Here is a 24361-nt window from a genome sequence, read left to right on the forward strand (position 1 = left end):
TTAATAGATTTTATTTAGTCAACCAATAAATCAATACCCATAATTCTGGGGAAGAAGATTGGAATTGAGCAATAGTTCTTTTTGTGGCAAGGGCCATATGATGTGATAATCTTTCCAGTTCGGTTTGGCTGTAACGAGTATGGGTAACCGGTTCAGTCTTTTAAGATCCAAAAATCGATGTCCCATTTCAGAGAAGAATTCTTTTCTGCTCTCAACAATGATCTCGCTCAGTAAATCTTCTTTTGAATATTGACCATTTAGAATCGGAATGCCTGCACGATCCTTTATTGCATTCACATAAGTGAGTGCTTCGGTGATCTTGTCCGGCAGGTTCTGTTGTGCATAGGCTTCTGCAAGCAGCAGGTATACTTCTTCCAACCGGAATACGATTGAATATTCACTGGTATTGTCAAGGCGCACCTGATATTTCCAGGGCAAGTGCCAGGTCTGCTGATTAAACGTAGCAATCAGCATCCAGTTCTTTTTCCGCAGATCATCGTCGCTGAAGGCATTTACCAGGTTTTCCGACAAGGCATAACCTGTAGGAGCGGCATTATTGTGATAATACTGCTGTACCTCTTTTGTTGCAGCTCCATTGGCAAGTGGTTTAAGCTGCCATATGATATGTTTGCCGGATTTTTTAAATACCTGGGTGATATCGTTCTGAAACTGATACATCGGGCTTTGTACAATTGTTTTCAGCAGCAATTCTGCTTCAATCCATTTATGCTGGAGCAGGTACACTTTAGCCAGCATCAATTCGGCTACTTTCCGGTTAGGAATGATCCGTTCCGCACTCCGGTAATTATCGCTGAGCAATGCGATAGCTTCTGTCAGATCCTGTTGTAATTTCGACAACAGTTCCGTTGCAGGCGTTCTGGATATAGTTTGGTTAAACTGGTAATTCGTAGTTGTTGTATAGGGAATGTCACCGAAGAGCTGTTGCAAATAAAAGTACACAACAGACCTTACCAGGAGCGCTTCACCTTTGATCGAATTCTTATCCGATTCCTTTAAGCTCCTGGAATTTACAATACCCTCTATTATGATATTCGCTTTATAGATATGTTGATAACAGTTCAGCCAGAGCGTATTTATCGTTGTGTTTGTTTCGATCTGTTGATTCAGAAAGATCTGATAGTCTGCATTGGATGCTGCATAATAATCCATGTCATCGGTATAAACTCCCAATATAGCGCCGGTTCCACCCGAGCCGCCGGATATCGGGGAATTGTCAAAGAGGCCCGAATATAAACCTGCAAGAGCGGCATTGGCAGTTTGTAAATTTTCAAAAACCTGGTTCTTGTCAATCTGGTTATCCGGCATATCTACAGCAATCAATTTTTCGCATGATGTAAACGCAAGCTGAATAAGAAGCAGGATTGTTATGACGAGATGATTGTATGATGATTTCATTGGAATTTCTTTAGAAATTAATTTGGAGGCCGAAAGAATATGATTTCAATGGCGGCAGATAACCCAGTGTAAAAAATTCAGGATCAATTCCAAAATAATTGGTCCATGTGAGCATGTTCTGTCCCTGGAAATAGATCTTCAGATCCCTGAACACAGACTTTCCGGAGAACCGGTAGGAGAGTTGTACATTTTTCAGGCGGACATAAGAAGCATCCGATACAGTAATATCACTTCGTTCAAAAAAAGTTTGCTGAGGTCTGGCTGTATTGAGATAAGGACTATATATGCCATCGGGATTTTGTGGCGACCAAACATTCAGCACTTCAACCGGCTGATTGAACATCAACCCAGGATTGCCCATTGTAGCATTGTAATTCTTTTGCTTCTGTTTTACAAATTGAAGCAAGAACGATAATTCCCAGTTCTTGTATTGAATTGTATTATTCCATCCACCAAAAAATCTCGCTCCAATATTTTCGATAATCTTGTTATCATCAGGAGAAGCCACCTTGCCATCATGATTGTAATCTGTAAAGCGATAAAGACCAGTAGCGGGATCAACTCCTTCCAGGTGGTATAGTTTCAGGATGGTGGTAGGATATCCTACAATAAAACTGGAGGCGTATGGAGAACCTTCCAACCCGGGAAAAGAGATCAGTTTGGTTCTTGGTAAGCTCAGGTTCAACGACGATTTCCACTGGATAACCGAAGCAGACGGTAATGGATCAGCGCTTAACTCGATCTCAACACCACTGTTTTGAACGATCGCCGGCAGGTTGGCCTGTACAGATTCAAAACCGGTAACAGCAGACAGCTGGTAGCCCACCAACTGGTTTGAAGAACGGTTTCGATACCAGTTGAATGAAGCATTGATCCTATCATCCAGGAAACCCAATTCCAGCGCGATATCCCATTTAACGGTTTTCTCCCAGCTGTAATCCCCATTATAGAGTTTGGTAGGATTCAGACTGGTAACGCCATCATACATAGCGGATGAAATGGTATAGGTATCCAAATACTGGTAATCCCCAATATTATCACTACCTGCTGAACCGTAACTGCTGCGGAGCTTTCCAAAACTCAACCAGTTAAGATCCCTGAAGAACTTTTCTTCAGAGAACACCCAGGCAGCGCCTGCTGCACCAAAATTCCCGAATCGTTTATTGGGCCCAAAACGGCTGCTGCCGTCCCTTCTTGCAGTTATGTTGAAGATATACCTGTCTTTGAACTGGTAATTCAATCTGCTGAAAACAGCAGCATACTTGTATACAGTTTGCACCTGGTCAGAGATGATCTTTGTAGTGGCTGCTCCTATATTCCTGATGAATACATTGCTTTGAAAGCCGACGCCCTGCATTGAACCCTGACGGTTCTTATCCTGCTGGAATGTGCCACCTGCAAGGATATCCAAACGATGGTCTTCTTTTTTGTAACTCCAGTTCACCTGTGGCTCCGTAATGATCGTAAAACGATCCTGGTTATTTTTGGAAGTGTTGGAATAGGCAGCAGATTGTCCTGTTACATAGGCCGGGTTATAGATGGTATTGGGATTGATCCGCCATTCTTCAAAATCCTGGTAATTTATCCCGCCGCTTAATTTCAGTTGGAAGTTATTGAACAGTTCATACTGCAGATTAATGTTTGTGAGAAACTGTTTGCTATCGTTGGAATAAGTGCTTTGAAAAGCAGCAACAGGATTGGTAAAAGTGTTGTTCTCCCAGTTCAGGCTGCCGTCTTCCTTATAAAGCGCAGGAGCATTAGGCGATAATGTATGTGATGATTTGGTTACATCACTGCTGATAACATTATTTTGAAGGAGTGAAAACGAATTGGAGATGTTCAGCCGAAAACGATTATCTCTTGATCGATGCCCGATACTATTGGAGATGGTATTGGTCTTGTATTTGAAGTCTTTATTGAACACGGTGGTCTGTTCGTTATGGGAAAGCGTCAATAAATAACTGGTGGTTTCATTGCCACCGTTAACAGAAACCTGTGTGTTCATGGAGGTGGCTGTATTGCCGATCAGTTCCTTCCGCCAATTGGTATACCTGCTTTGATCCCAGGTGCCATTCACATCATAAGCATTTGCCGGATACTGGGTAATTCCAGCGTTGGCAAAAGCCTGTCTCCGCATATCCAGGTACTGCTCTGTATTCATCATCTTCAGTCTTGAACTGGCTTTACTCAGCGCAAATGCGGAATTCAAACTAATGCTCGCCTTTCCCGATCTGCCTTTTTTAGTGGTAATGAGCACAACGCCATTGGCGCCCCTGGAACCATAGATGGCTGTAGCATCTGCATCTTTGAGGATCTCGATACTACCAATGGTATTGATATCGATGCTGTTCAAAGGATTGATGCGGCTCAGCGGGAACAGTGAATTATTGGCATCGGATTTCATTTCACTGATAGGAATGCCATCGATCACGTACAGCGGCTGGTTCCCATCCGAATTTATCACTCCGCCACCAAGCACCCTTAAACTATTGCGTCCCCTGATCTGGATATCATACCCACCACCAGGCACACCTGTGTATTGAGTAATGCTGACGCCGGCCATACGGCCCTGGATAGCCGATAACAGATTAGTGACAGGCTGATTCTCGATATCCTTTGTAGTTACCCTGGAAATACTGCCGGTACGTTGTTTGTCTTTTACAGAATAATAGCCCGCATTGAAAACAACTTCCTGCATATCATTCGGACTTTGTTTCAAACGTATGGTCCGGAATAATTGGGAACTTCCAATATCAGCAGCTGTAACGCGGTAGTCAACCGGTTCAAATCCTATAAAGGAGATGGTCAATACATCGCCTTCCGCCACATCAACATTTGCCCAACCATCTTTGTCTGTTACTACACTGTGTTTATTCTTTATTACGATCGATGCACCATGCAATGGCTTACCTGTTGAATCCACAACATGGATCCTTAACGGAGGCAATTCAGGGTAGAGGAGAAGCCGCTTCTCCCGGTTCAGTACGGCTTGTTTCTTTTCTTTAATGAAAATGGTTTTGGAGCGGATCGTAAATTCGTAACCGAGATCCTTCAATATCATTCCCAGGAAATCCCTGAGTTGCATATTCTTTACGCTTATACTGATCTTATGAGAGCTTACAGGATTGGTGTTTTCTCTCATTACGAAATAGCCGGTCTTCTCCTTAATAACATTGAATATCTTCTCCATCGGAACGTTCGTGCCGGAGTAAGTGATGGTTTGCGATGAAGTACTGGCAGACAACGATAAACAAAAAATCAATAAGAAGCCCGCAGTCAATTGCATAATCCTCCAGGTTTGGGTTACGGAAGAAAGCCTCTCAGCAGTATAGCCGCTTTCGGCTTCAACCGGTTTGTTAAATAACCGGAGCGCATGCCGGTTTTCCCTGATAGCAATGCGATTCCGATTACAAAAAGCAGTAAATAACATACTTTTGCAGCAGCCTGTTTACCACAGGCAGGTTTTGGGTTGATGAATAAACTTTCGCTAAATGGTTTTTCGTTTATATCCCGAAACTTTTCCGGGAATGTTTGCCCATTCCCGGTTTTCTTTCTCACGCTGAGGGCGTTTGACGTCGCTCGAAACATAAATAAAATTCCGAGGACAAGGCTTAATTATTGTAGAGCACGTACGTGCAAAATTCTTCCTTCAATTCTGAAACTGGCGCCCATACCATCCAATCCGTCCAGGGCATCTTTCAATGATAAATCCCTGTCCATTTCTCCATCCAGCATCTTTTTGGGAACTCCGGCATCGTAGACTATTTCCATATCGTACCATCTTGCCAGTTGACGCATGGCTTTGTCGAATGGAATATTCCTGAAATTGAATACACCGTTCTTCCAGGCCAGGTCCTGATCTATATCTGTTGCTGCAATATGCCCGTTAAGGAAAGCTTGCCCGGGCACCAATATCTTTTCTCCAATTTTCACCCTGCCATTGAGCAGCGAGGTTTTCACCCCGTTCTCGTCAGGATAGGCATTGACGTTAAATGCAGTTCCCAATACTACTATTTCCTCCTCAGGTGTTCTTACCACGAAAGACTTCGAGGCATTGGGCGCAACTTCGAAAAATACTTCGCCAGTAATATTCACTTCCCGTTTTTTGTCTGTAAATGCTGTAGGATAAGTAATGGAACTGGCGGCATTCAGCCAAACCTTTGTACCATCGGCCAGTGTAAGCTGGAATTGTCCTCCCTTCGGTGTGGTGATAGTATTGATGAGGACTATGCCTGTATTTGAATAGGATATTGATCCCTGGCTGTTTTCAATGGATAATGCTCCATCGCGGATGGTACCTGCGGCGGAACTGTCCAGCACCACTTGTTGTCCGCCGGATAATGTAAGCACTGCACGATTGGTTCCGGGAAGAATATCTTTCTTATTGGTTGATGGTCCTGTACCGGTTATTTGCGTATCCTGCTTTAGCTGCCTGAAATAAAAATAAGTACCTGCACCAAACAGGAGTATGATTGCAGCTGCGTAGCGGAGCCAGGCAGTTCTCAGAATAGATACACGGCGTACAACTTTGGAAACCTGCGGCAAATCAATGGCCGGTTTCATCTCAGGGAACTGTTGCTGCAATATTGCAAGCGCGCGCTCCTTGTTGAGCAATTGTTTTCGGTGAAGCCAGTCAGACAGGTATTGACCATCCAGCAGTTCCTCAAATGCAGCATCATGGCGCGGACTGACCTGCCGCCAGCTTTCCAGTTCCTCCAATTCAGCAGGAGAAATTTCTCCTTTCAGGTACTTGTCAAATAATCGGGCGATATGTTCAGAGCGTGGAGTCATTCTTCAGTAAAACGACCAACTTTTAAAAGTATACCCGTCTCGCTAAAAATATTTTTATTTCTTTTCCAGCAGCGATAGTGTGAGCCAAAGCCCGGCAGAGGTGAGCCATTTATTTCCCAGAAGATGCAGCCGCATCAGTTCGAGTGCACGTGCCTTGTAATTCTGAACGGTATTATAGGAAAGCTGCATTTCTGCAGCCACTTCGGTCAATTTCATTCCCTCAACAAATGAAAGACGGATCACCCGCTGAAGCTGGGAGGGCAGGGCTTCAATGGCGGCATTGACTGCAAGTATGGCTTCAGACCTGATATAGTTCAGCTCTGCATCATCCATTTCATTCTGCAGGTATTTGATTTCCTGGTGCGCCCTGGAATGTCTTTTCTGGGTTTTGATATAATCGAGCGCAGCATTGTTTGCTGAAGTGAACAGAAATGATTTGAGTTTTGCCAGCGTCTCAAAATCCTGGTGCCTGGTGAAACTTTTTGCGAGCGCCTGTATGGCGATGTCTTCGGCAACCTGCGTGTCCCTGACCATATGATCTGCAAAAACGAACAGCCCTTCAATGAAGTGTTCGTAAATAGCCTCATAAGCCGTACCCTGGCCTTCCCGGAAAGCCCTTAATAATTCTGTATCATTAACACTTAAACGCAACGACCAAAAGTAGTCAAAAAAATATTCCGTAGATTTCCTGCTCTCGTTGTCTGCATCCGGATAAGAAAAAACTAATGCGTATTAATTACACAATAATCCCTATCTTCCAACTCTCAAATCAACGATTGCCATGGTTTCAGCCAAAACAAACAGCATTCTCCCCAAGCCCAAACTCACTGCTGCCCAGATCTTCAATATGAGCTTCGGATTCCTCGGGATCCAGTTCGGATTTGCTTTGCAGAACTCCAATGCCAGCGGGATCCTCCGCAATTATGGTGCGGAAGTGGAACACCTGAGCTGGTTCTGGCTGGCGGCGCCGCTGATCGGATTGATCGTTCAGCCCATTGTTGGCCATTATTCCGACAGAACCTGGAACAGGCTCGGAAGACGCAGACCTTATTTTCTCGCAGGAGCCATCCTCAGTTCCAGCGCACTCGCGCTGATGCCCAATGCAAATATCTTAGGGAATATCGCACCACTGGTGATCATCGGGGCAGGATTCCTCATGATCATGGACGCCTGTTTCAACCTGGCTATGGAACCATTCAGGGCATTGGTGGCAGATAATCTTCCGGATTCACAACGAACAAAAGGATTTGCAGTACAGACCTGCCTGATAGGAGTAGGAGCTGTATTGGGATCTGCGCTGCCTGAAATTTTAAGCAAATGGTTCGGCGTGAATGCAGAAGCGCCTGCAGGAGTGGTGGCTGATAATGTGAAGCTGGCTTTCTATATCGGCTCCAGCGTGTTTGTACTGAGTGTGCTCTGGACCGTTTTTAAAACGAAGGAATATCCCCCTGAGGAGTATGCGAAATACCACGGAGAACATGAGGTGAAGAAAGAAGGGCTGAGCGTTATCCTGAAAGATTTTGCAAAGATGCCGCGCACCATGAAGCAACTTGGACTGGTGCAGTTCTTCAGCTGGTTTGCCTTGTTCGGGATGTGGGTGTTCACAACTGATACTATCTCCACACATATTTTCGGATTGTCCATCGATGATAAAAGCTCCAAACTGTACAGGGAAGCACAGGGCTGGACAGGCGTGATCTTCGCCGTGTACAATGGCGTGTCTGCCGTATATGCATTACTGTTACCTGCCATTGCGAAGAAGATCGGAAGGAAACAGACGCATGCCATCAGCCTGCTGATCGGCGGGATAGGTCTGATCAGCATCTATTTTGCACCAAACAAGGAATTCCTCATCGGATCGATGGTTTGTGTGGGCATTGCCTGGGCCAGTATCCTGGCCATGCCTTATGTGATCCTCTCAGGATCCATTCCCGCAGGGAAGATGGGCATCTACATGGGGATCTTCAATTTCTTCATCACTATTCCACAGATATTGAATGGCATCATCGGAGGACCGATCGTAAAATATGTGTACAATAACGAGCCGGTATATGCGCTGGTTCTGGCAGGAGTATTCATGCTCTGCGCAGCTATCAGCGTGATCTATGTATACGACCCGGGTGCCATTCGCATCAAAGAAGAAAAAAATATTGCATGAGACTGATCTATTTCGTATGTGCATTACTGTTGACTGCCTCCGTGCAGTCGCAGCAAACATTGAATGTTTATCCAACGCATTGGTGGGCAGGCATGAAGAACCAGCAATTGCAATTGCTGGTAAAATCTCCGGGCATCGGGAAAACGAATGTAGCCCTGAAACCCTATGCTGGCGTACAATTGAAAGGTACTCATACATTCAAGAACCCTGATTACCTGGCTATCGATCTCCAGATCGGAGGCACTGCAAAGCCCGGAGAGTTGCAATTCAGTTTTGCAGAAAAAGGGAAATCTGCAAAGCAGGTCAAATATATCCTGAAAGCGCGCGATAAAGGCAATGGCCGCACACGGATCAAAGGCGTAGGTACGGAAGACTTTATCTATCTCATCATGCCGGACCGCTTCAGCAATGGCGACCCTTCCAACGATAAGGTGCCGGGCATGCTGGACCAAAGCCTCGACAGATCGGATATCTGGCACAGGCATGGAGGCGACCTGAAAGGGATCGAAAATCAACTGGACTATCTGCAGGACATCGGCGTAACGGCACTCTGGCTGAATCCAGTCCTGGAGAACGATATGCCCAACCGTACGGAACACGGCTATGCAGCCACCGATCATTACAGCATCGATCCCCGTCTTGGAGGCATCAAAGCCTATCACAGCCTGATCAACGCACTGCACAAACGCGACATGAAGATCATCCAGGATGCTGTATACAACCATGTTGGCATCCATCATTTCCTGTATAAGGAAATGCCGGACAGCAGCTGGTTCCACTGGTGGCCATCGTATACCAATACTACCTATAAGGATCAAACGCTGATGGATCCCTATGCGGCAGCTATCGATAAAAAGAAAATGAGCGATGGCTGGTTCGTGCCCGGCATGCCTGATCTCAATCAGCACAATCCTTTCATGGCGAATTTTCTCATTCAGCACGCTATCTGGTGCACGGAAGAATTCGGACTGGACGGATGGCGCATCGATACCTACGCCTACAATGATCTCGAATTCATGAACCGCTGCAACAAAGCCCTGCTGGATGAATATCCGCAACTGCATATCTTCGGCGAAACATGGGTGCACGGAGTGGCCAACCAGAGCTATTTTGCAGCCAACAATATCGATATTCCCTATAAAAGCAACCTGCCTGGCGTTACGGATTTCCAGCTCAATCTCTATGGTATCGTACCTGCACTCACACAGGCTTTCGGCTGGACGGATGGCGTGAACAAATTGTACAGCACCGCTGCCAAAGATTTTCTGTATAAAGATCCCAAACGCAATGTGATCTTTTTGGATAATCATGATATCAGCCGTTTCTATTCTCAGGTAGGAGAGAGCATCCCCAAACTGAAAATGGGACTAAGCTGGCTGCTCACGTACAGGGGCATCCCACAACTCTATTACGGAACTGAAGTTCTGCTCAAAGGATTTGCCAACCCTGACGGACTGGTGCGCCAGGATTTCCCGGGCGGATGGGCAGGAGATTCCAGCAACAAATTCACAGCAGCCGGAAGAACACCTGAAGAGAATGAGGTATTCAATCATATGCGCAGCCTGTCGAGGTTCAGGCTTGGTTCCCCTGCATTGCAACATGGAAAAATGATGCAATATGTTCCGGAAGATGGCGTGTATGTTTACTTCCGTTATGATGCAAAGCAGACCATCCTCTGCATCATGAACACCAACGATCAACCCAAAACCATTGCTGCATCCCGTTTTGAAGAGCGATTCAAAGGATTCAGCAGTGCCAGGGACATCATCACCAATCAAGATATCAGTATCAGAGATTCTATTACCATTCCGTCATATACCTTGCTCACTGCTGAATTGGTTCGATAATTCCTGTATCTTTAAGTACCATGGTACCACCCTTGAAGTATGAGGAATTGCATTTTGTAGATACCACCCGTCCGGTGTGGAATTATTCGCTTTTTTCAGATGAGGACATCAGCAATTATCAGCAGGGAACGAATTACTCACTCTATGAGCTTTTCGGATCGCATGCGATAACTGTATTGGAACAGCCCGGTTATTATTTTGCCGTGTGGGCACCCAATGCCACGTATGTGTCTGTGATCGGGAACTTCAATCACTGGGATACAGAGTCCCACCCGCTGACTGTGCGATTGGACAATTCAGGCATCTGGGAAGGTTTCATTCCCGGTATGGCAAAGGGCGAAGTGTACAAGTACCATATCCATGGTTACAAGGGACGCAGGCTTGATAAAGGAGATCCCTATGCGAATTTCTGGGAACGAAGGCCGCAAACAGCCAGTATCACCTGGAACCTGGATTATGAATGGAAGGACAGTGAATGGATGGAAAATCGTGCTGCACACAATGCTACTGATGCGCCCTGGAGCGTGTATGAGATGCATCTCGCCAGCTGGATGCGCCCGCATCCGAACGACGAAGAAAGCTACAATACCTACGATCAGATACGTGAAAGACTGGTGCCCTATCTTTTGGAAATGCAATTCACGCATGTTGAGTTCATGCCCGTGATGGAACATCCGTTCGATGGAAGCTGGGGCTACCAGGGCACAGGTTACTTTGCGCCAACATCCCGCTTTGGAGATCCGCAGGCATTCATGGAACTGATCAATGCATTGCACCAGGCAGGCATTGGCGTGATACTGGATTGGGTGCCTTCACATTTTCCCTACGATGCGCATGGCCTCTTCATGTTCGATGGAAATCATACCTATGAATATGCTGACATGCGCAAGGGATTTCACCCGGACTGGAACAGTTATATCTTCAACTATAAACGCGGAGAAATAAAATCATTCCTCATCAGCAGCGCAAGATTCTGGTTCGATCTTTTCCATATCGATGGTATCCGCGTTGATGCAGTGAGCTCCGTGATCAAGCTCAACTACTCCCGTACTCACGGTCAATGGGAACCGAATGAGTTCGGCGGCGATGGCAATATCGAAGCCATTGCTTTCATCCGCGATCTCAACGAAACCATCTACCGCGATTTCCCGGATGTACAAACCATTGCCGAAGAAGCAACAGACTGGCCGGGAGTATCGAGACCCACTTATGCAGACGGGCTCGGATTCGGCATGAAATGGATGATGGGCTGGATGCACGATACACTGGACTACTTCCATATGGACCCGTTGTTCAGAAGCCATTACCAGGATAAATTCGCCTTCAGCATGATGTACTACTATGATGAGAATTTCATGCTGCCCCTCAGTCATGATGAAGTAGTACACGGCAAAAGCCCCATGCTTTACAAAATGCCCGGCGATGAATGGCAGAAACATGCCAATCTCCGGACACTCTACACTTACATGTTCACACATCCCGGAGGCAAACTCCTGTTCATGGGCAACGAATTCGGAGCTACGGAAGAATGGAATTACAAATCCGAACTGCAATGGTACCTGCTGCAATATGAACCGCATAGCAAGCTGAAAGATTGCGTACGGGATCTCAATAAACTGCTTCGGTCAGAACCTGCATTATACGAATACCAGTTCAGTGAAAAAGGATTCGAATGGATCGATCTCAACCATCGCGATGAATGTGTGGTGGCTTACAGACGAAAAGGCAAACTTCCTGAAAACGACATCCTGGTAATTCTTAACCTTACTCCTGAAGTGAGGCGCGACTGGAAGCTGTATGCCAAAGGGAAAAAGTCGTGGAAAGAGGTCTACAATTCAGATGATAAAAAGTATTGGGGAACGGGAGACGTGTTCAATCCTGAAATTAATACCATTTTAGTGGACAAAAATCAGCTCCTTTACGAAATAAACGTACATTTACCGGCGTTGGGAGCAGTGGTTTTACGTTGATCTCAACCTTTACACGTACACGTATACCTTATAAGATCCAATACTCTGAAACATGGTTAAGTACCTCGTTATTGCAGGTGGCTTGCTAATGTCCGCAGCCGCCTACAGTCAAGCAGACAGCGCCGCTTTCTATCAACAGAAAGGCAATGCAGAAAAACAAGCCCGGCGTTATAAGGAAGCAGAAAAGAACTTCCTGAAGGCTTCTCAATTCGATCCCAAAAACACAGCTGTTCAAATTGATCTTGCTGCCGTATTGCAGGAGATGAATCGCTATGCAGAAGCGAGAGAAAAGCTGCTGGCAGTGGAAAGGGCAGATCCCAACAATCTGACTGTTGTGGAGAATCTCGCTGATCTGAGTGTGAACATGCGCAAATGGGAAGACCTGATCCGTCTTGCGGATCGCATGAAACAACTCGGCAGCAAGAAATCGAACAACTTCTATCTCGCCAAGGCACACTACGAGCTGGAGCACTACGGAGACGCACTAAAATACTGTGAACTCGCTTTCAAAGACGATCCCAATAAAGCAGAAACGCCCTATATCGCAGCGCGCGCCTTCATCGAGATGAGCAATTACAAACGCGCCGCCGGTTGTTATGAACAAGCCATCGAAAGGGATACTTCCAATGCACGATGGATGTACGAAGCAGGTCTTGCTTATTACGCCATCCCTGATGATAAGAAAGCGATCTACTGGTTCGAAAGAGCAGGAGCAAAAGGCTACAAGAAAACGAACGATTACCTCGAAAATCTCGGCAACGCCTATCTCAATACCGGTCAGTTCAACAAGGGAATGGAGATCATGGACCAGATGCTGAAGAACAGGCCAGGCGATAAAGAACTGATGTATACTATCGGCGAAGCTTACTACAAGGCAGGAAAATTCCAGGACGCCATCAATATGTGGGACAGGATATTTACCATCGATCCGAAGAATGCCAATGCACTCTTCATGATCGGTATGGCCTATATGAAAAAAGGGGAAAAAGAGAAAGGGCAACAACTCTGCGATAAGGCTATCGAACTGGATCCGGGCCTTGCCAGGCAACGTACCGAAAAGAAGATGCCGAACGGGTTGTAAGCCGCTTACAGTTCGTCGAAATAATATACTTTCTCAAGTTGCGTAGCACCGCCAAACACACCGAGGCCATATTGTACATTGCCTGCTGGTGAACCCAGCTGGTTGGCGGGAATGGAACCGAAATCGGTTTTGTATTTCTCATAAGTTATGAGATACCTGTACAGTTCCCGGCTGGCGGATTTAACCTGTAGTAATACACGGCCTTTCTGGTCCTCTTTTTCAGATATGAAGAATGATTTATCGATACTGAATTTCAGTTCGTATCTATTGGCCGTAAAATACTGATCAGACAGGAAGATGCGACGGAAAGGATTATCCGCTCCGTCGAAACGCAGGTTCTCGATGTGAATGTCTTTCGAATACAGATTGAGACGAAGGAATTGCTGTAAAGGGATTGTATCTTTTTCCGTTTTTACCGCAGGATCATTCTTCACCTGTTCATACAATTTTTTTCCCTCCTCCGTATCGCAATTATATTTGGTTCCGTTGTAAGTAAAGCTGATACTGATCTTCAACACTTGTTTCACTGCTTCTATCACATAATTTTCCAATTGATCGGGCAGGTCTTTCAGCACAAGCTTCACTTCCAGTACAGGTTTTCCCTGTCTTAGTGCAGATGCCGTATCCAGCTTTTCCACCTGTACAGGATTTGGTACAGAAGTTACAGCCCGGGCGTTGCCCAATACGGGATGGCTCACCTCCAGTGTATAGTTGGTATTGGGCCTGTAATAATGCCTGACAGTAAATACAGAGGCAGGGTTATTGGCGAATTGTGTTGATTTGTCGGCCCGCAGGATCCATTTATGTCCACTCTCTTCACTGAGCACAACTGTAGCATCGTTCACTTTTTCAAAATTGATGAGATTGCCACTGCCTGCACGGATGGTGCGGGCTACAGGAATACGCACAAGGTCGCCGGCAGTGACTTCCGCCAGTACCACCAGTTTATCTTCGTCGTCTGTATCGGGCAGGAAATTCTTCTTGCAGCCTGGTCCGCTACTGATCAACAGTAACAACAAAAACGGATATAGTAATTTAACCGGCTGCATCAGAAACTGATATTGTAGGATAAATAAGGAGTGATACTGAAGAACTGGTAACGGGTACTCACCACCAATGATCTTCTGCCCATCGATCCTTCCAGGTCATACACATACTGGCTGGGCGCGCCATAGACATTGTAAATGCCGATGATCAGTTTTGCGGGCAATGCAGGTTTCAACAGGTGATGGAAACCTGCAGAAACATCCAGCCGGTGATAGGAGGGTGTGCGATAGGCTTTGGAGCTGGTGTACTGGTAGATCAACCTGTATTCATCAGGCGCCAGTGGGTCTTTGATCTGCTGCGCATCATCGAAATCGGGATACACCAGGCTGGGAAGCGTGAACACATCGCCTGTAGCGAAAGTCCACAGGGCTGCGCAATTCCATCTCTTCCCGATCCGGTAGGAGGCTGCAATATTGAGATCATGCCTGCGATCATACTTGAATGGGAATTTCGCGCCCTTATTCACAGACCTGAACTGACGCCAGTTCCACGATAAAGTATAACTGAGCTGGGCAGTCCATTTTTCCGTTTTTTTGAAGAACATGAATTCTCCTCCATAGCTCCAGCCTTTTCCTGTTTGTACCGATTGTTCCCAACCGGTATTGTTCAGGAAAAGATTTTTGCCCTCAATATAGTTGGTAACGTTTTGCAGTTTCTTGTAATAGAATTCTGCACTGAATGTGCCCAGCTTCTTATTCTGATAGAGATAGCCGGCATTCACCATCCTGCTTTGTTCCGGCTGCAGTTTCCTTGTTGCCGGCACCCAGGCATCGCTGTTCACGCCCATATAGGGATTGGTGACCTGGTGAAGGTATTGTCCCATCTGGCTCCAGGCAATGCTAAGCTGCTGATGTGCATCCAGTCTGTAAGCTGCATAGAACCTGGGTTGCCAGCTATTGAAACTGAAATCCCTGTAGATATAATGCGAATAATGTATACCGGGCCGCACAGTCAATCGCCTGCCTGCTTTGAATTCAGATTCATAGAACAATACATATTCGCGGAAAGACAAAGCAGGGAAGGTGCTGAACTCATCAGGGTCATCAATGAAGTCCTGTGTTACATTCCTGGTGAATGGTTTGATCTTGGTGTAAGACATCTTTCCACCCATATTCATACGCCAGTTATTGGACGGCGTTAGTTCCAGCACGGACCTTATGTTGTACTGCCTGATACTGGAAAAGATATTGTACACTTTGTTTTGCACCATCACACCGGAGCTGTCGTACAAACTGTACCGGAAGCCGGCAATATTATTATAACTGCTTAGATTAACCGAAGTATTCACGAATGCTTTTGGTCCGAGCAATCTGTTCCATGTAAGCGCCATATTCTTATTGCCCCACTGGTGGCGATTATCGGTATTGCCTTCCCAGAGGTGCAGGTTATCATCGCCTGCATATACATTCAGCATCAGTTTATCTTTCTTTCCTATCAGTTGTGTGGCTTTGAACTGAAGATCGTAAAAGTTAAGGTTTACGCCGCGCTGAATGAGACGGAGAAATGGATTCACCCAGCTATGGCGGAAGCTTAGCATGATGGCAGTTCTGTCTTTTTTCACAGGCCCTTCAATGGTGAAAGACCCAGCCAGTACGCCCGCATTGATCTCTCCTTTCCATTTTTTCATATTTCCATCTTTCGTGTTCACATCCATCACAGAGCTGAGGCCGCCGCCAAAGCGGGATGGGAAATTGCTCTTGTACACGTACATATTCTTGAGCGCGGTCTGGTTCACGATCGGTAATGAGCCCAACAGGTGCATAGGATTGAAAACAGGATTGCCATCCAGCAGGAATAAGTTCTCACCGGGATTGCCGCCGCGCACGAGAATGCCATTGGGAATATCGGCTACATTCTTCACACCCGGTAACTGGTACAGGCTCCGCAGCACATCGGGTTCACCAAGTACATTGTTGTAATCTTCGGCATTCACTTTATCGGCTCCTTCTTTCTTTTGCCTTTGTTCCTCCGAGATCACCACTTCAGGGATCGGAGGAACAGTTTGCAGCTTTATATCCTTCCTGCTGTCTTGCTGAAGATCGGAGAGTGCAATGGTAACTGTTGTATACCCTGCATAGCTGAATTGTAATGTTTGTTTTCCTTCCGGAAGTTTGATGGTGAAATAGCCGTGCTGATTGGCATAGGCTCCACGATGGCGGACAGGGTCCCACACTGAGGCATCGGTAAGAGGCTCGCCACTGGCTTCGTCTTTCACAAAGCCGAATACTGTGTACCAGCTGAGAAGTGCATCTTCGGGAAGGGGAGTGGATGCAGGTGTGAGGATGATCTTACCATTCCTTTCTGTTATTCGGACTTTTTGCGAATTCAAAACCTGTTGCAACAAAGCGCCAATTGTGGTGGGCTTATCATAGATCACTATCACCTTACCTGTATCTACAACCGAAGATGCATATTCTATGATAATCTGACTGCGCTGATTGATATCTTCCAGGAAGGAGTGGATGCTTCCCTTATCGAAAGCAGGAGAGAAGGGCGTACTCAAAATCCTTTGCTGTGCATGAAGCGCGGAGTTCATGCACAGAAACAGGAAAAATAATGTGGAGAGTAAGCCCTTCATGCGTCAACGCTGATCCAGCGGGAGGTTTAGGCTGGGCAATATGGCATTTTTTGGCAATATTCCGCGCCTAATTCCGGAAAAAAATAATGCGTCCGGCTTCATCTTTTGTCTGCAATCCGGTGGTCAACCTTAGTTCTTCCAGCACTTCCGATACTGGTTGGTTCAGAAACCTTGCATTGATGTTCAACTGTTGAAATGAGGGAAGCAGTGTATCGGGAATGATCAGCTGAAGACCGTAGTAATCAGAGAGATCGTCCAGCACATCCGGAAGCGGTGTGTTCCTGAATTCCAGTATACCTGTTTTCCATGCGAGATAGTTGCTGTCGGAAACAGCTTCCTGAAGCAGTTCTCCCTCGCTGAGCAGGGCTTTTTGTCCGGCAGTAAGGATCACCTGTTTGCCTTCTTTTTGTTTGCCGGCCATACTTACCTTTCCGGTGGAGACGATCACTTCGTCTCCTTCATCTGTTGCATTCACCAGGAAGGAAGTTCCGAGTACTTTGATGGTGGAATGATCGGTGGAAATCAGGAAAGGTTGTTGTGTATCGGGTTGCACCTGGAACCAGGCTTCACCTTTCAGCTCAACGCGTCTTACAGAACCATTGAACCTGCTTGCATATTGAATGGTTGTTCCTTTGCGAAGCACCACGGAAGAACCATCGGGGAGCGTAACGGGCTGATTGGCATTGGTGGCTTTTACCAGCTGCATGGAAGCATCGCCGGACTTCCAGATGTACCAGGCGGTGAAGATGGCTGCCAGAAAGCCAACGGCAATGGCCAGTCGCTTGATGGGAAATACAGCAGATCTTTTTTCTTTCTTGCGGATGGTATGGTCCACTTTCTCCCAGGCGGGGCCGTTATTGAAAGTAGTGAGCTGGAAAAGCTCTGCGCCTTTGTTCCAGATCTGTTCCAGCTGTTCAAATTCCTGGCGGTTCTCTGCTGCTGCATCCAGCCATTGCTCCAGGAGTGCAAGATCCTGCTGACTGGCAGTTCCCTGGAATTTACGGGCGATTATTTCTGTGATCTGGTCATCCATACGGGGTATGTGCTAAATTACTATAACATGAAACGGGCATAAACCCCTATCATGATAAGCGAATAAAAAATAGAAAACAACAAAACAGTAAGATAAGCCTGCCGTTCCCTGATGAAATTTCTTAATATCCTGAGGGCTTTGCCCATTTGGTTTTCCACTGTTTTCACGGAGATGCCCTGTGTATCTGCAATTTCCTGGTAGGTGAGTTTGCTCATGCGGCTGAGCACAAATACCTCCCTGCATTTTGGCGGGAGTTTATCAAGTGCGGATTGCATCAAAGTATGAAAGTCCGTTTCAGTTTTTTCCTTCCGGTATTCTTCCGGTGCGGTCTGCAGCCCCTCCTGGCCGGTAAGGGTTGTTACCACTGATCTTTTATTCCTTTGTAACCAGGTAAGACAATTATTGCGGACAGCAGTGAAGAGGTAATAACGCATGCCTTCATTGCCCACCAGGCTTTGCTTTTTTTCCCATACATGCACAAAAATGTCCTGCACTATGTCTTCAGCTGCATGAATTTCCTTCACGAAGGAAAATGCGTATTGACAAAGAGGTTCGTAATGATGCGAGAACTCTTGCTGGAACTGATGGTATAGTGGGCTATTGGTAGACATTCCGGTATAACGGGCACGTAAAAATAATGTAAAGGCTGTAAAAAAATGAGGGAGGTCTTTTAAACCTCCCTCTTAACCCTATTTGTTCTATTTGTTCTTTTATTGTTTGATCACCTGTTGTTTCAGGCTGATGGAGCTTCCTGTAAGCTCAAGTGTATAATTTCCGGCGGGCAGATTACCCAGATCCGTGAAGCTGGTAGTATTAACGCCTGCATTACCCTTAATGTTGTATGTTCTTACCAAAGCTCCGCTAAAACTGTACAATTTAACACGGATCGATTCTTCGCGGTCCAGTTTATAGCTTAGATTGATGTAGGAGCCGAATGGATTGGGAGCGGCTTTGAGGGTTATGGTGTTCTGATCGGCACGCACCACCAGGATCTTTGAATCGGTTGTACGGCCATCGATATCTACCTGCCTCAGTTTATACATATTCACCCGTTCAGGGTTATTGTCAATGAACTGATAACTGCTGTTGCTTCCTTTGGCTGCGATAGTTGCAATAGAATTGTATTGTGAACCATCTGTAGCTTTCAATATCTCGAAATGATCGTTATTGATCTCTTCAGCAGTCTTCCACCTGATGTACACTTTTCCATTGTTCAACGTTGCATCGAGAGATAATAATCGTACAGGAGTTGCCACTATGGAACTTACCGGCCCGAACTCGGATGTATTTCCTGCGCCGCTTGCGTTCATATATGCGAGTGCAGTGATACGTGTTCCTGCGGTTACTGCAGCGGGCAAACTGGCAACAGGAATAGTGAAACTGAACCTGGCTTCGGTGCGGTCACTACCGGTTCCGGTGCCTTCCTGTGTAGCCGTGTATGTTCCGGAAGTTCCAGACTGTGCATCGGGTGCATCCAGTGTGGCATCATCCTGACCACGGAACAGGTAAGTCTGACCTTCACCGAAATCGGTAGTGTATCCGCCGGGTAATGGGTTAGGGTTGGGGCCTGCATCAGCAATGTAGAACTCGATCACGCTGTTGGGACGGCTGAATCCCTGTATGGTCAGATTGCCGCCATTCACTGTTACTGACGTGATCACGGGGAAATTGAGCAAAGTATTGGGGCCATTGTCTGTATCGCCATCATCATTGGAGGTAACCAGGTTGGCGCCAAGATCGATGCCCAACTGGCCATTATTACTGAAGATCCTGTTACGGCTGAATTTATTGTCGAGAACAGTTAGACTGGCTGCAGCATCCACAACGATGCCGCCACTATTGTTATTGGCAATTCGATTCCCCTCTGCTGCATCTTCACTGCCATCATTATTTGATCCGATAATATTACCTGAAAGCGATAATGAAGCGAAGTCTCCATCATGCAACAAACGAACTCCACTTCCCTGGTTGCCGGCATCAAGTGTTCCTGCCAGATCGGTTCCGATACCATTTCCTGCAACGATATTACCGGTAGTGTTATCTGTATTTCCAAGACCATAATTCAGGAAGTTATCGTTTGCAATCCTTACTCCGTCACTGATATTGAAACCGATGAGATTGGCTTCCACAGCGGCATTGCCGCCGCTACCATTTGTACCAACCCGGTTATTCTGGCAGTTCACCAGGAGAATACCCTGCTCTGCATTGGGGGCAGCAGCATTGTTGATGTCCAGGCCAACTCTATTCCCTGCAATCACATTGCCATTACTGAGCCAGTTCAGGATACCTCTTCCGGTATTGTTGCCGATGATATTTCCTTCCAGTGCATCACTAACGCCGTTTCCATTTGTTCCTACCACATTATTATTTGCAGAAACGGTCAGGAGGATCCCATTGCGTGCATTTCCAAATGAACCAGCGGTGCCATTTCTCGTAACACCTATATAGTTTCCTGCAATAATTGAATTCTGTGTATTCCAGAAGATGACGCCATCACCTTCACTGTTTCCGGTTGCAGCGGAGATCAGGTTGCCTTCATTGGCATCATTCGTATTATCACCATTCGTTCCCACAACAACCCCTGTGGTACCTGGGCCACTCAGCGCACCATTGAGGTCTACTGCAACACCAGCACCGGTATTTCCATTTGCAACCAGACCGGTGGCATCAGTACCAATGAAGTTTCCCCAGATGAATGCATTGTTGGCGCCTTGCTGAACAAAGATACCCGAACGTGTTGCGCGCGAAATTGCCAGACCGGATATGCTTACATTCTGTGAAGCGATAGTAAAAATATTATTGCTGCCGCCCATGGCATTTCCATCCACCTGCACCAGGATGGTGCGAGCGGAAATACTGCCCTGTGCAGCTCCCGGCTGCGAGTAGCCTTCAATGGAAAGCTCGCCTGTAATAGCGGGAAGCGGACTTGTAAGACTGATCACCAGCGAACCTGCAGGCAGGTTGAACCGGATGATATCCGCCCCTGGATTTGTATTGGCATCTATAATGGCCTGCGCCAATGAGCCAGCACCAGACGATGCATTGGAATTTACTATGAACGTTGCTGAATATGCCGTTGTAGACAGGCAAACTGGTACAATAAGATTGCATGCAATCCTTGTAAGGGTCTTGTAGAGATTTGACATAAATATCCTTTAGGTGATCAGAGACAGAGTTCAATAAGCTGAGAGGAGGAAAATGGACTTTGAGGTCTCTTAATAGGAAGTGGAAGTATGTAAAGAAATCTACGTTGCTAATATAGAAATAGTTTGTCAAAAGTCAAGGGAAATTCTAAAACAGTTTGGGTACATTTTTTTCGAATTCCAGAAAATAGACAGACAACTAAAAGTACTCATTCACCAGTTGAGGATTCCTGCAGTTGCAGGAAAGCATCACCCAGGAAAGCGGTGATATCCGACGCAATCAATGCCTGTTCGGAAATTGCTGCGGCAGCGAGATCGCCTGCCAGACCATGGAGGAAAACACCGGCGATGGCTGCCTGTTCGGGAATATATCCCTGCGCTGCCAGCCCGGTGATGATGCCTGTAAGTACATCGCCACTGCCACCTGTTGCCATCCCGGGATTACCGGTACTGTTGAACCAGGCCATACCACCAGGTGTTGCCACCAAAGAATAAGCGCCCTTGAGTACAATGGTGATGCCGAGTTCTTTTGACCTTTCCCTTGCCATCTCCATTCTTTCAAAATCGCCGGATACGGCGCCGAAAAGTCTTTCCAGTTCTTTTACATGCGGAGTGATCACTGTTCTGCGGGGCAACTCTTCCATCAATGCTTTGTTACCGGATAAAACATTCAGCGCATCTGCATCCAGCACAAGCGTGGCATTGCTTTGCAGAAAAAGCGACTGCAGCATCCGCTGGATCTCATCTTCCCGTCCCAATCCCGGTCCCGCACCAATAGCCGAATAACCTTCAAAGCTGTCGATAGCACCAATATGATCAGTACCGGCAATCCTGCACATGGCTTCAGGCACCCTTGATTGAATGATCTCGTAACCAATTCTGGGAATGAAACAGGTGAGTTTGCCTGCGCCGCTTCTGAGACATGCTTTGGCACTGAGCAATGCAGCTCCCATCATTCCCACACTTCCTGCTATCAGTGCCGCATGACCGAAGTTGCCTTTATGCGCAAACTTCTTCCGCGGTTGCAGGATGGCATTTACGATACTCTCATCAATGAACTGGTATTCCGGCGTAATGGTTGAAAGATAATCAGGATGCAGTCCGATATCAAGAATATGTATTGCTCCCAGCCTGTCTGCATTCTCCGCTACCAGGAAAGCTGTTTTATAACATTGAAAGCTGAGTGTATATGTTGCTTCGATCGCCGTTTGGTCTTTGGAACTTTTATCTGCAAACAAACCACTGGGAATATCGATAGCTATAACGGTATTGCCTGATCGATTTATATGCTGCACAACTGCGCTGGTAAGTCCGTCGGGCGGACGGTTGAGGCCTGTTCCCAGCAAAGCATCGATCACAATGGCGTTTGCATCGATGGGGTGGAGGGTGTCAACAGTGGAAATGAATTTGATCACCGCATCGGTCTGGTGGATCCGCGCCAGATTTGTTTGAAAGTCTGCTGTGCCTTTTGCGCCAAATTCAAGTATATACACCGTTACTGCATGACCAGTCTGTGATAACATTCTTGCGATAGCAAGGCCATCACCGCCGTTATTGCCCTTGCCGCAGAAGACAGTGAAAGCATTTTGCTTGAAGCCGTTTTCCATCAGCCAGTCGAAACAGGCAGCGGAAGCACGCTCCATGAGATCGATGCTTTGGATGGGAAGCTCCCTGATGGTGTATTCATCCCATTCGCGGATCCGGGCAGCAGTGAGGATTTGCATAAATGATAGTTGATACGGTAAATCTTGCTGTTTGTTTACGATTACCCGGAACAAAAATAGCAATCCCGGGGCAATAATTATATGTCGCAATCTCCATTTATATGACACATAATTTAAAATATTGCGTCACATAATTTACCTGTGTCGTATATTTGAGGAAAGAAAATTAGTGTGAAACCTACTTATAGTCAAATAGAAGAAGAGCTGGAAAAGCTGAAAGCGGTACTTCGCATATTCATAGATGGTGCTTCCCTTGAAACCATCGGCTCTGCTTCTGGTTTGGATCTGGAGCTGCGCACACTGCAACGGAGATTGGCAAGCCTGGTCAGTCAGGGGCAGGCAAGAACCACGGGAATCAAACGTTCAACCAGGTATTATCCTGTTTTTTCTGAAATGATCGTTGCCGAAGACGAGGTGAAGTATATTACCACAAAGGATCAGAGCCAGGTTTACCTGAGTGTGAACAGTCAACAGATACTGGCATCCGTATCACAACCAATTGCCAAACGCAGGGCCATTGGTTATGATCGTAAATTCCTGGAATCCTACAAACCCAATTTCACCGGTTATCTTACAAAAGAAGAGAAAGAAAAGCTGGCAAAAACCGGTAAAACCAACAGTGACAATCAGCCAGCGGGTACCTATGCACGTGAGATCCTCAACAGATTGCTCATAGATCTTTCCTGGAACTCCAGCCGGCTGGAAGGAAATACTTATTCACTCCTGGATACCGAGCGCCTGATCGCATTTGGGGAAGTGGCAGAGCACAAGTCGGCACTGGAAGCGCAGATGATCATCAATCACAAGGAAGCCATTGAATTCCTGGTACAGTCATCACCGGATATCGGTTTCAACCGGTATACCATTTTGAACCTTCATGGATTGCTTTCCAATAACCTGCTGCCCAATCCTGCAGCATCGGGGAGGCTTCGAACCCTGGGTGTGAGCATTGGCAAATCTGTGTTCACTCCACTGGCTATTCCGCAACTGATTGAGGCCATGTTCAATACTATCCTGGAAAAAACTATCCAGATCAAAGATCCGTTTGAACAGGCATTCTTTCTGATGGTGCAGCTGCCTTACCTGCAGCCTTTTGATGATGTGAACAAACGCGTATCGAGGCTGGCTGCCAATATTTCATTGAACCGGCATAATCTCTCGCCATTATCATTCGTGGATGTTCCCAATGATCTTTACACGCAGAGTATGCTGGCAATATATGAGCTCAATAAAGTGGAGCCTTTGAAGGAATTGTTCATGTGGGCATACGAAAGGTCTGCATTGCGCTATGCAGCCATACAGCAATCACTCGGGGATCCTGATCCTTTCAAGCTGAGATACAGGAATACCATTCGTACTTTAATTGCAGATGTTATTTCACAGGCTGCCTCCAGAACAGCCACAGGAAAGATGATTGAAGAAAGAGCCAGGCTGCTTCCTTTGGCAGACAGGTCTCAATTTGTGAATGTGATTGAAACCGAACTGCTCTCACTGCATGAAGGAAATTTTGCACGCTACTTTGTAAGTCCTGCTGAATTTGCGAAATGGAGGAAAGCCTGGAAACGATAGGCAA

Annotated in this window: 16 protein-coding genes; 5 read left to right on the forward strand and 11 right to left on the reverse strand. The window is 46.4% G+C overall.

Annotated elements, in window-relative coordinates; translation table 11 throughout:
- Window positions 1-30: 30 nt before the first annotated feature.
- From FSB84_RS21960 to FSB84_RS21980, 5 genes are read right to left on the reverse strand one after another with little or no spacing between them, the layout of a single operon-like run.
- Window positions 31-1416 (reverse strand): RagB/SusD family nutrient uptake outer membrane protein, encoded by a 1386-nt coding sequence (locus FSB84_RS21960; RefSeq protein WP_130540013.1) that lies wholly within the window; start codon window positions 1414-1416, stop codon window positions 31-33.
- Between the two features lie 10 nt (window positions 1417-1426).
- A complete protein-coding gene (locus FSB84_RS21965) occupies window positions 1427-4702 on the reverse strand; it encodes a SusC/RagA family TonB-linked outer membrane protein (RefSeq protein ID WP_207234210.1) in 3276 nt (1091 codons plus the stop codon).
- 17 nt (window positions 4703-4719) lie between these two features.
- Window positions 4720-4974, reverse strand: a complete 255-nt coding sequence (locus FSB84_RS21970) for a hypothetical protein (RefSeq protein ID WP_130540014.1) — start codon at window positions 4972-4974, stop codon at window positions 4720-4722.
- Window positions 4975-5031: 57 nt separating this feature from the next.
- Complete coding sequence (locus FSB84_RS21975; RefSeq protein ID WP_130540015.1) at window positions 5032-6207, reverse strand: FecR family protein; 1176 nt, start codon at window positions 6205-6207, stop codon at window positions 5032-5034.
- 54 nt (window positions 6208-6261) lie between these two features.
- Window positions 6262-6858: an RNA polymerase sigma factor gene (locus tag FSB84_RS21980; protein ID WP_130540016.1), complete on the reverse strand. Its 597-nt coding sequence runs from the start codon at window positions 6856-6858 to the stop codon at window positions 6262-6264.
- Window positions 6859-6988: 130 nt separating this feature from the next.
- On the opposite strand from FSB84_RS21980, the gene FSB84_RS21985 reads away from it, so the two are divergent.
- Genes FSB84_RS21985 through FSB84_RS22000 form a run of 4 tightly spaced genes read left to right on the forward strand, consistent with a single transcriptional unit; the run spans window position 6989 to window position 13263 of the window.
- The gene (locus FSB84_RS21985) at window positions 6989-8365 is read left to right on the forward strand and encodes an MFS transporter (RefSeq protein WP_207234211.1); all 1377 of its coding nucleotides are present in this window, start codon (window positions 6989-6991) and stop codon (window positions 8363-8365) included.
- A complete protein-coding gene (locus FSB84_RS21990; protein ID WP_130540017.1) occupies window positions 8362-10212 on the forward strand; it encodes a glycoside hydrolase family 13 protein in 1851 nt (616 codons plus the stop codon). Before FSB84_RS21985 ends, FSB84_RS21990 begins: the two co-directional genes overlap by 4 nt.
- Window positions 10213-10232: 20 nt before the next feature.
- The gene (glgB, locus tag FSB84_RS21995) at window positions 10233-12182 is read left to right on the forward strand and encodes a 1,4-alpha-glucan branching protein GlgB (protein WP_130540018.1); all 1950 of its coding nucleotides are present in this window, start codon (window positions 10233-10235) and stop codon (window positions 12180-12182) included.
- Window positions 12183-12234: 52 nt separating this feature from the next.
- On the forward strand, window positions 12235-13263 hold the full coding sequence (locus FSB84_RS22000) for a tetratricopeptide repeat protein (protein ID WP_130540019.1): 1029 nt from the start codon (window positions 12235-12237) through the stop codon (window positions 13261-13263).
- A 5-nt stretch (window positions 13264-13268) separates the two neighbouring features.
- Here the strand turns inward: FSB84_RS22000 and FSB84_RS22005 are convergent, their stop codons facing one another.
- The 6 genes from FSB84_RS22005 to FSB84_RS22030 form a co-directional block, all read right to left on the reverse strand.
- Window positions 13269-14279 carry a DUF4249 family protein gene (locus FSB84_RS22005; RefSeq protein WP_158644056.1) on the reverse strand — a complete coding sequence of 337 codons (1011 nt, stop codon included), beginning with the start codon at window positions 14277-14279 and terminating at the stop codon, window positions 13269-13271.
- A gap of 32 nt (window positions 14280-14311) precedes the next feature.
- The gene (locus FSB84_RS22010; RefSeq protein ID WP_158644057.1) at window positions 14312-16846 is read right to left on the reverse strand and encodes a TonB-dependent receptor; all 2535 of its coding nucleotides are present in this window, start codon (window positions 16844-16846) and stop codon (window positions 14312-14314) included.
- A gap of 109 nt (window positions 16847-16955) precedes the next feature.
- A complete protein-coding gene (locus FSB84_RS22015) occupies window positions 16956-17921 on the reverse strand; it encodes a FecR family protein (RefSeq protein WP_130540022.1) in 966 nt (321 codons plus the stop codon).
- A 20-nt stretch (window positions 17922-17941) separates the two neighbouring features.
- The gene (locus tag FSB84_RS22020) at window positions 17942-18532 is read right to left on the reverse strand and encodes an RNA polymerase sigma-70 factor (protein WP_130540023.1); all 591 of its coding nucleotides are present in this window, start codon (window positions 18530-18532) and stop codon (window positions 17942-17944) included.
- Window positions 18533-18631: 99 nt separating this feature from the next.
- Window positions 18632-21067, reverse strand: a complete 2436-nt coding sequence (locus tag FSB84_RS22025; RefSeq protein ID WP_130540024.1) for a T9SS type A sorting domain-containing protein — start codon at window positions 21065-21067, stop codon at window positions 18632-18634.
- 206 nt (window positions 21068-21273) lie between these two features.
- Entirely contained in the window at window positions 21274-22788 is a 1515-nt protein-coding gene (locus FSB84_RS22030) for an NAD(P)H-hydrate dehydratase (protein WP_130540025.1), read from the reverse strand.
- Between the two features lie 171 nt (window positions 22789-22959).
- Here FSB84_RS22030 and FSB84_RS22035 point away from each other — a divergent pair, with 171 nt between their 5' ends.
- A complete protein-coding gene (locus FSB84_RS22035; protein WP_207234212.1) occupies window positions 22960-24357 on the forward strand; it encodes a Fic family protein in 1398 nt (465 codons plus the stop codon).
- Window positions 24358-24361: the final 4 nt, after the last annotated feature.

Source organism: Pseudobacter ginsenosidimutans (assembly GCF_007970185.1).
Lineage (GTDB): Bacteria > Bacteroidota > Bacteroidia > Chitinophagales > Chitinophagaceae > Pseudobacter > Pseudobacter ginsenosidimutans.

Bases quoted from the DNA above. Each gene is read 5' to 3' on its own strand.
- FSB84_RS21985 (WP_207234211.1), top strand. From the start codon at position 6,989: ATGGTTTCAGCCAAAACAAACAGCATTCTCCCCAAGCCCAAACTCACT.
- FSB84_RS22015 (WP_130540022.1), bottom strand. From the start codon at position 17,921: ATGGATGACCAGATCACAGAAATAATCGCCCGTAAATTCCAGGGAACT.
- FSB84_RS22020 (WP_130540023.1), bottom strand. From the start codon at position 18,532: ATGTCTACCAATAGCCCACTATACCATCAGTTCCAGCAAGAGTTCTCG.
- FSB84_RS22025 (WP_130540024.1), bottom strand. From the start codon at position 21,067: ATGTCAAATCTCTACAAGACCCTTACAAGGATTGCATGCAATCTTATT.
- FSB84_RS21960 (WP_130540013.1), bottom strand. From the start codon at position 1,416: ATGAAATCATCATACAATCATCTCGTCATAACAATCCTGCTTCTTATT.
- FSB84_RS21965 (WP_207234210.1), bottom strand. From the start codon at position 4,702: ATGCAATTGACTGCGGGCTTCTTATTGATTTTTTGTTTATCGTTGTCT.
- FSB84_RS21975 (WP_130540015.1), bottom strand. From the start codon at position 6,207: ATGACTCCACGCTCTGAACATATCGCCCGATTATTTGACAAGTACCTG.
- FSB84_RS22000 (WP_130540019.1), top strand. From the start codon at position 12,235: ATGGTTAAGTACCTCGTTATTGCAGGTGGCTTGCTAATGTCCGCAGCC.
- FSB84_RS22030 (WP_130540025.1), bottom strand. From the start codon at position 22,788: ATGCAAATCCTCACTGCTGCCCGGATCCGCGAATGGGATGAATACACC.
- FSB84_RS22010 (WP_158644057.1), bottom strand. From the start codon at position 16,846: ATGAACTCCGCGCTTCATGCACAGCAAAGGATTTTGAGTACGCCCTTC.
- FSB84_RS21990 (WP_130540017.1), top strand. From the start codon at position 8,362: ATGAGACTGATCTATTTCGTATGTGCATTACTGTTGACTGCCTCCGTG.
- glgB (WP_130540018.1), top strand. From the start codon at position 10,233: ATGGTACCACCCTTGAAGTATGAGGAATTGCATTTTGTAGATACCACC.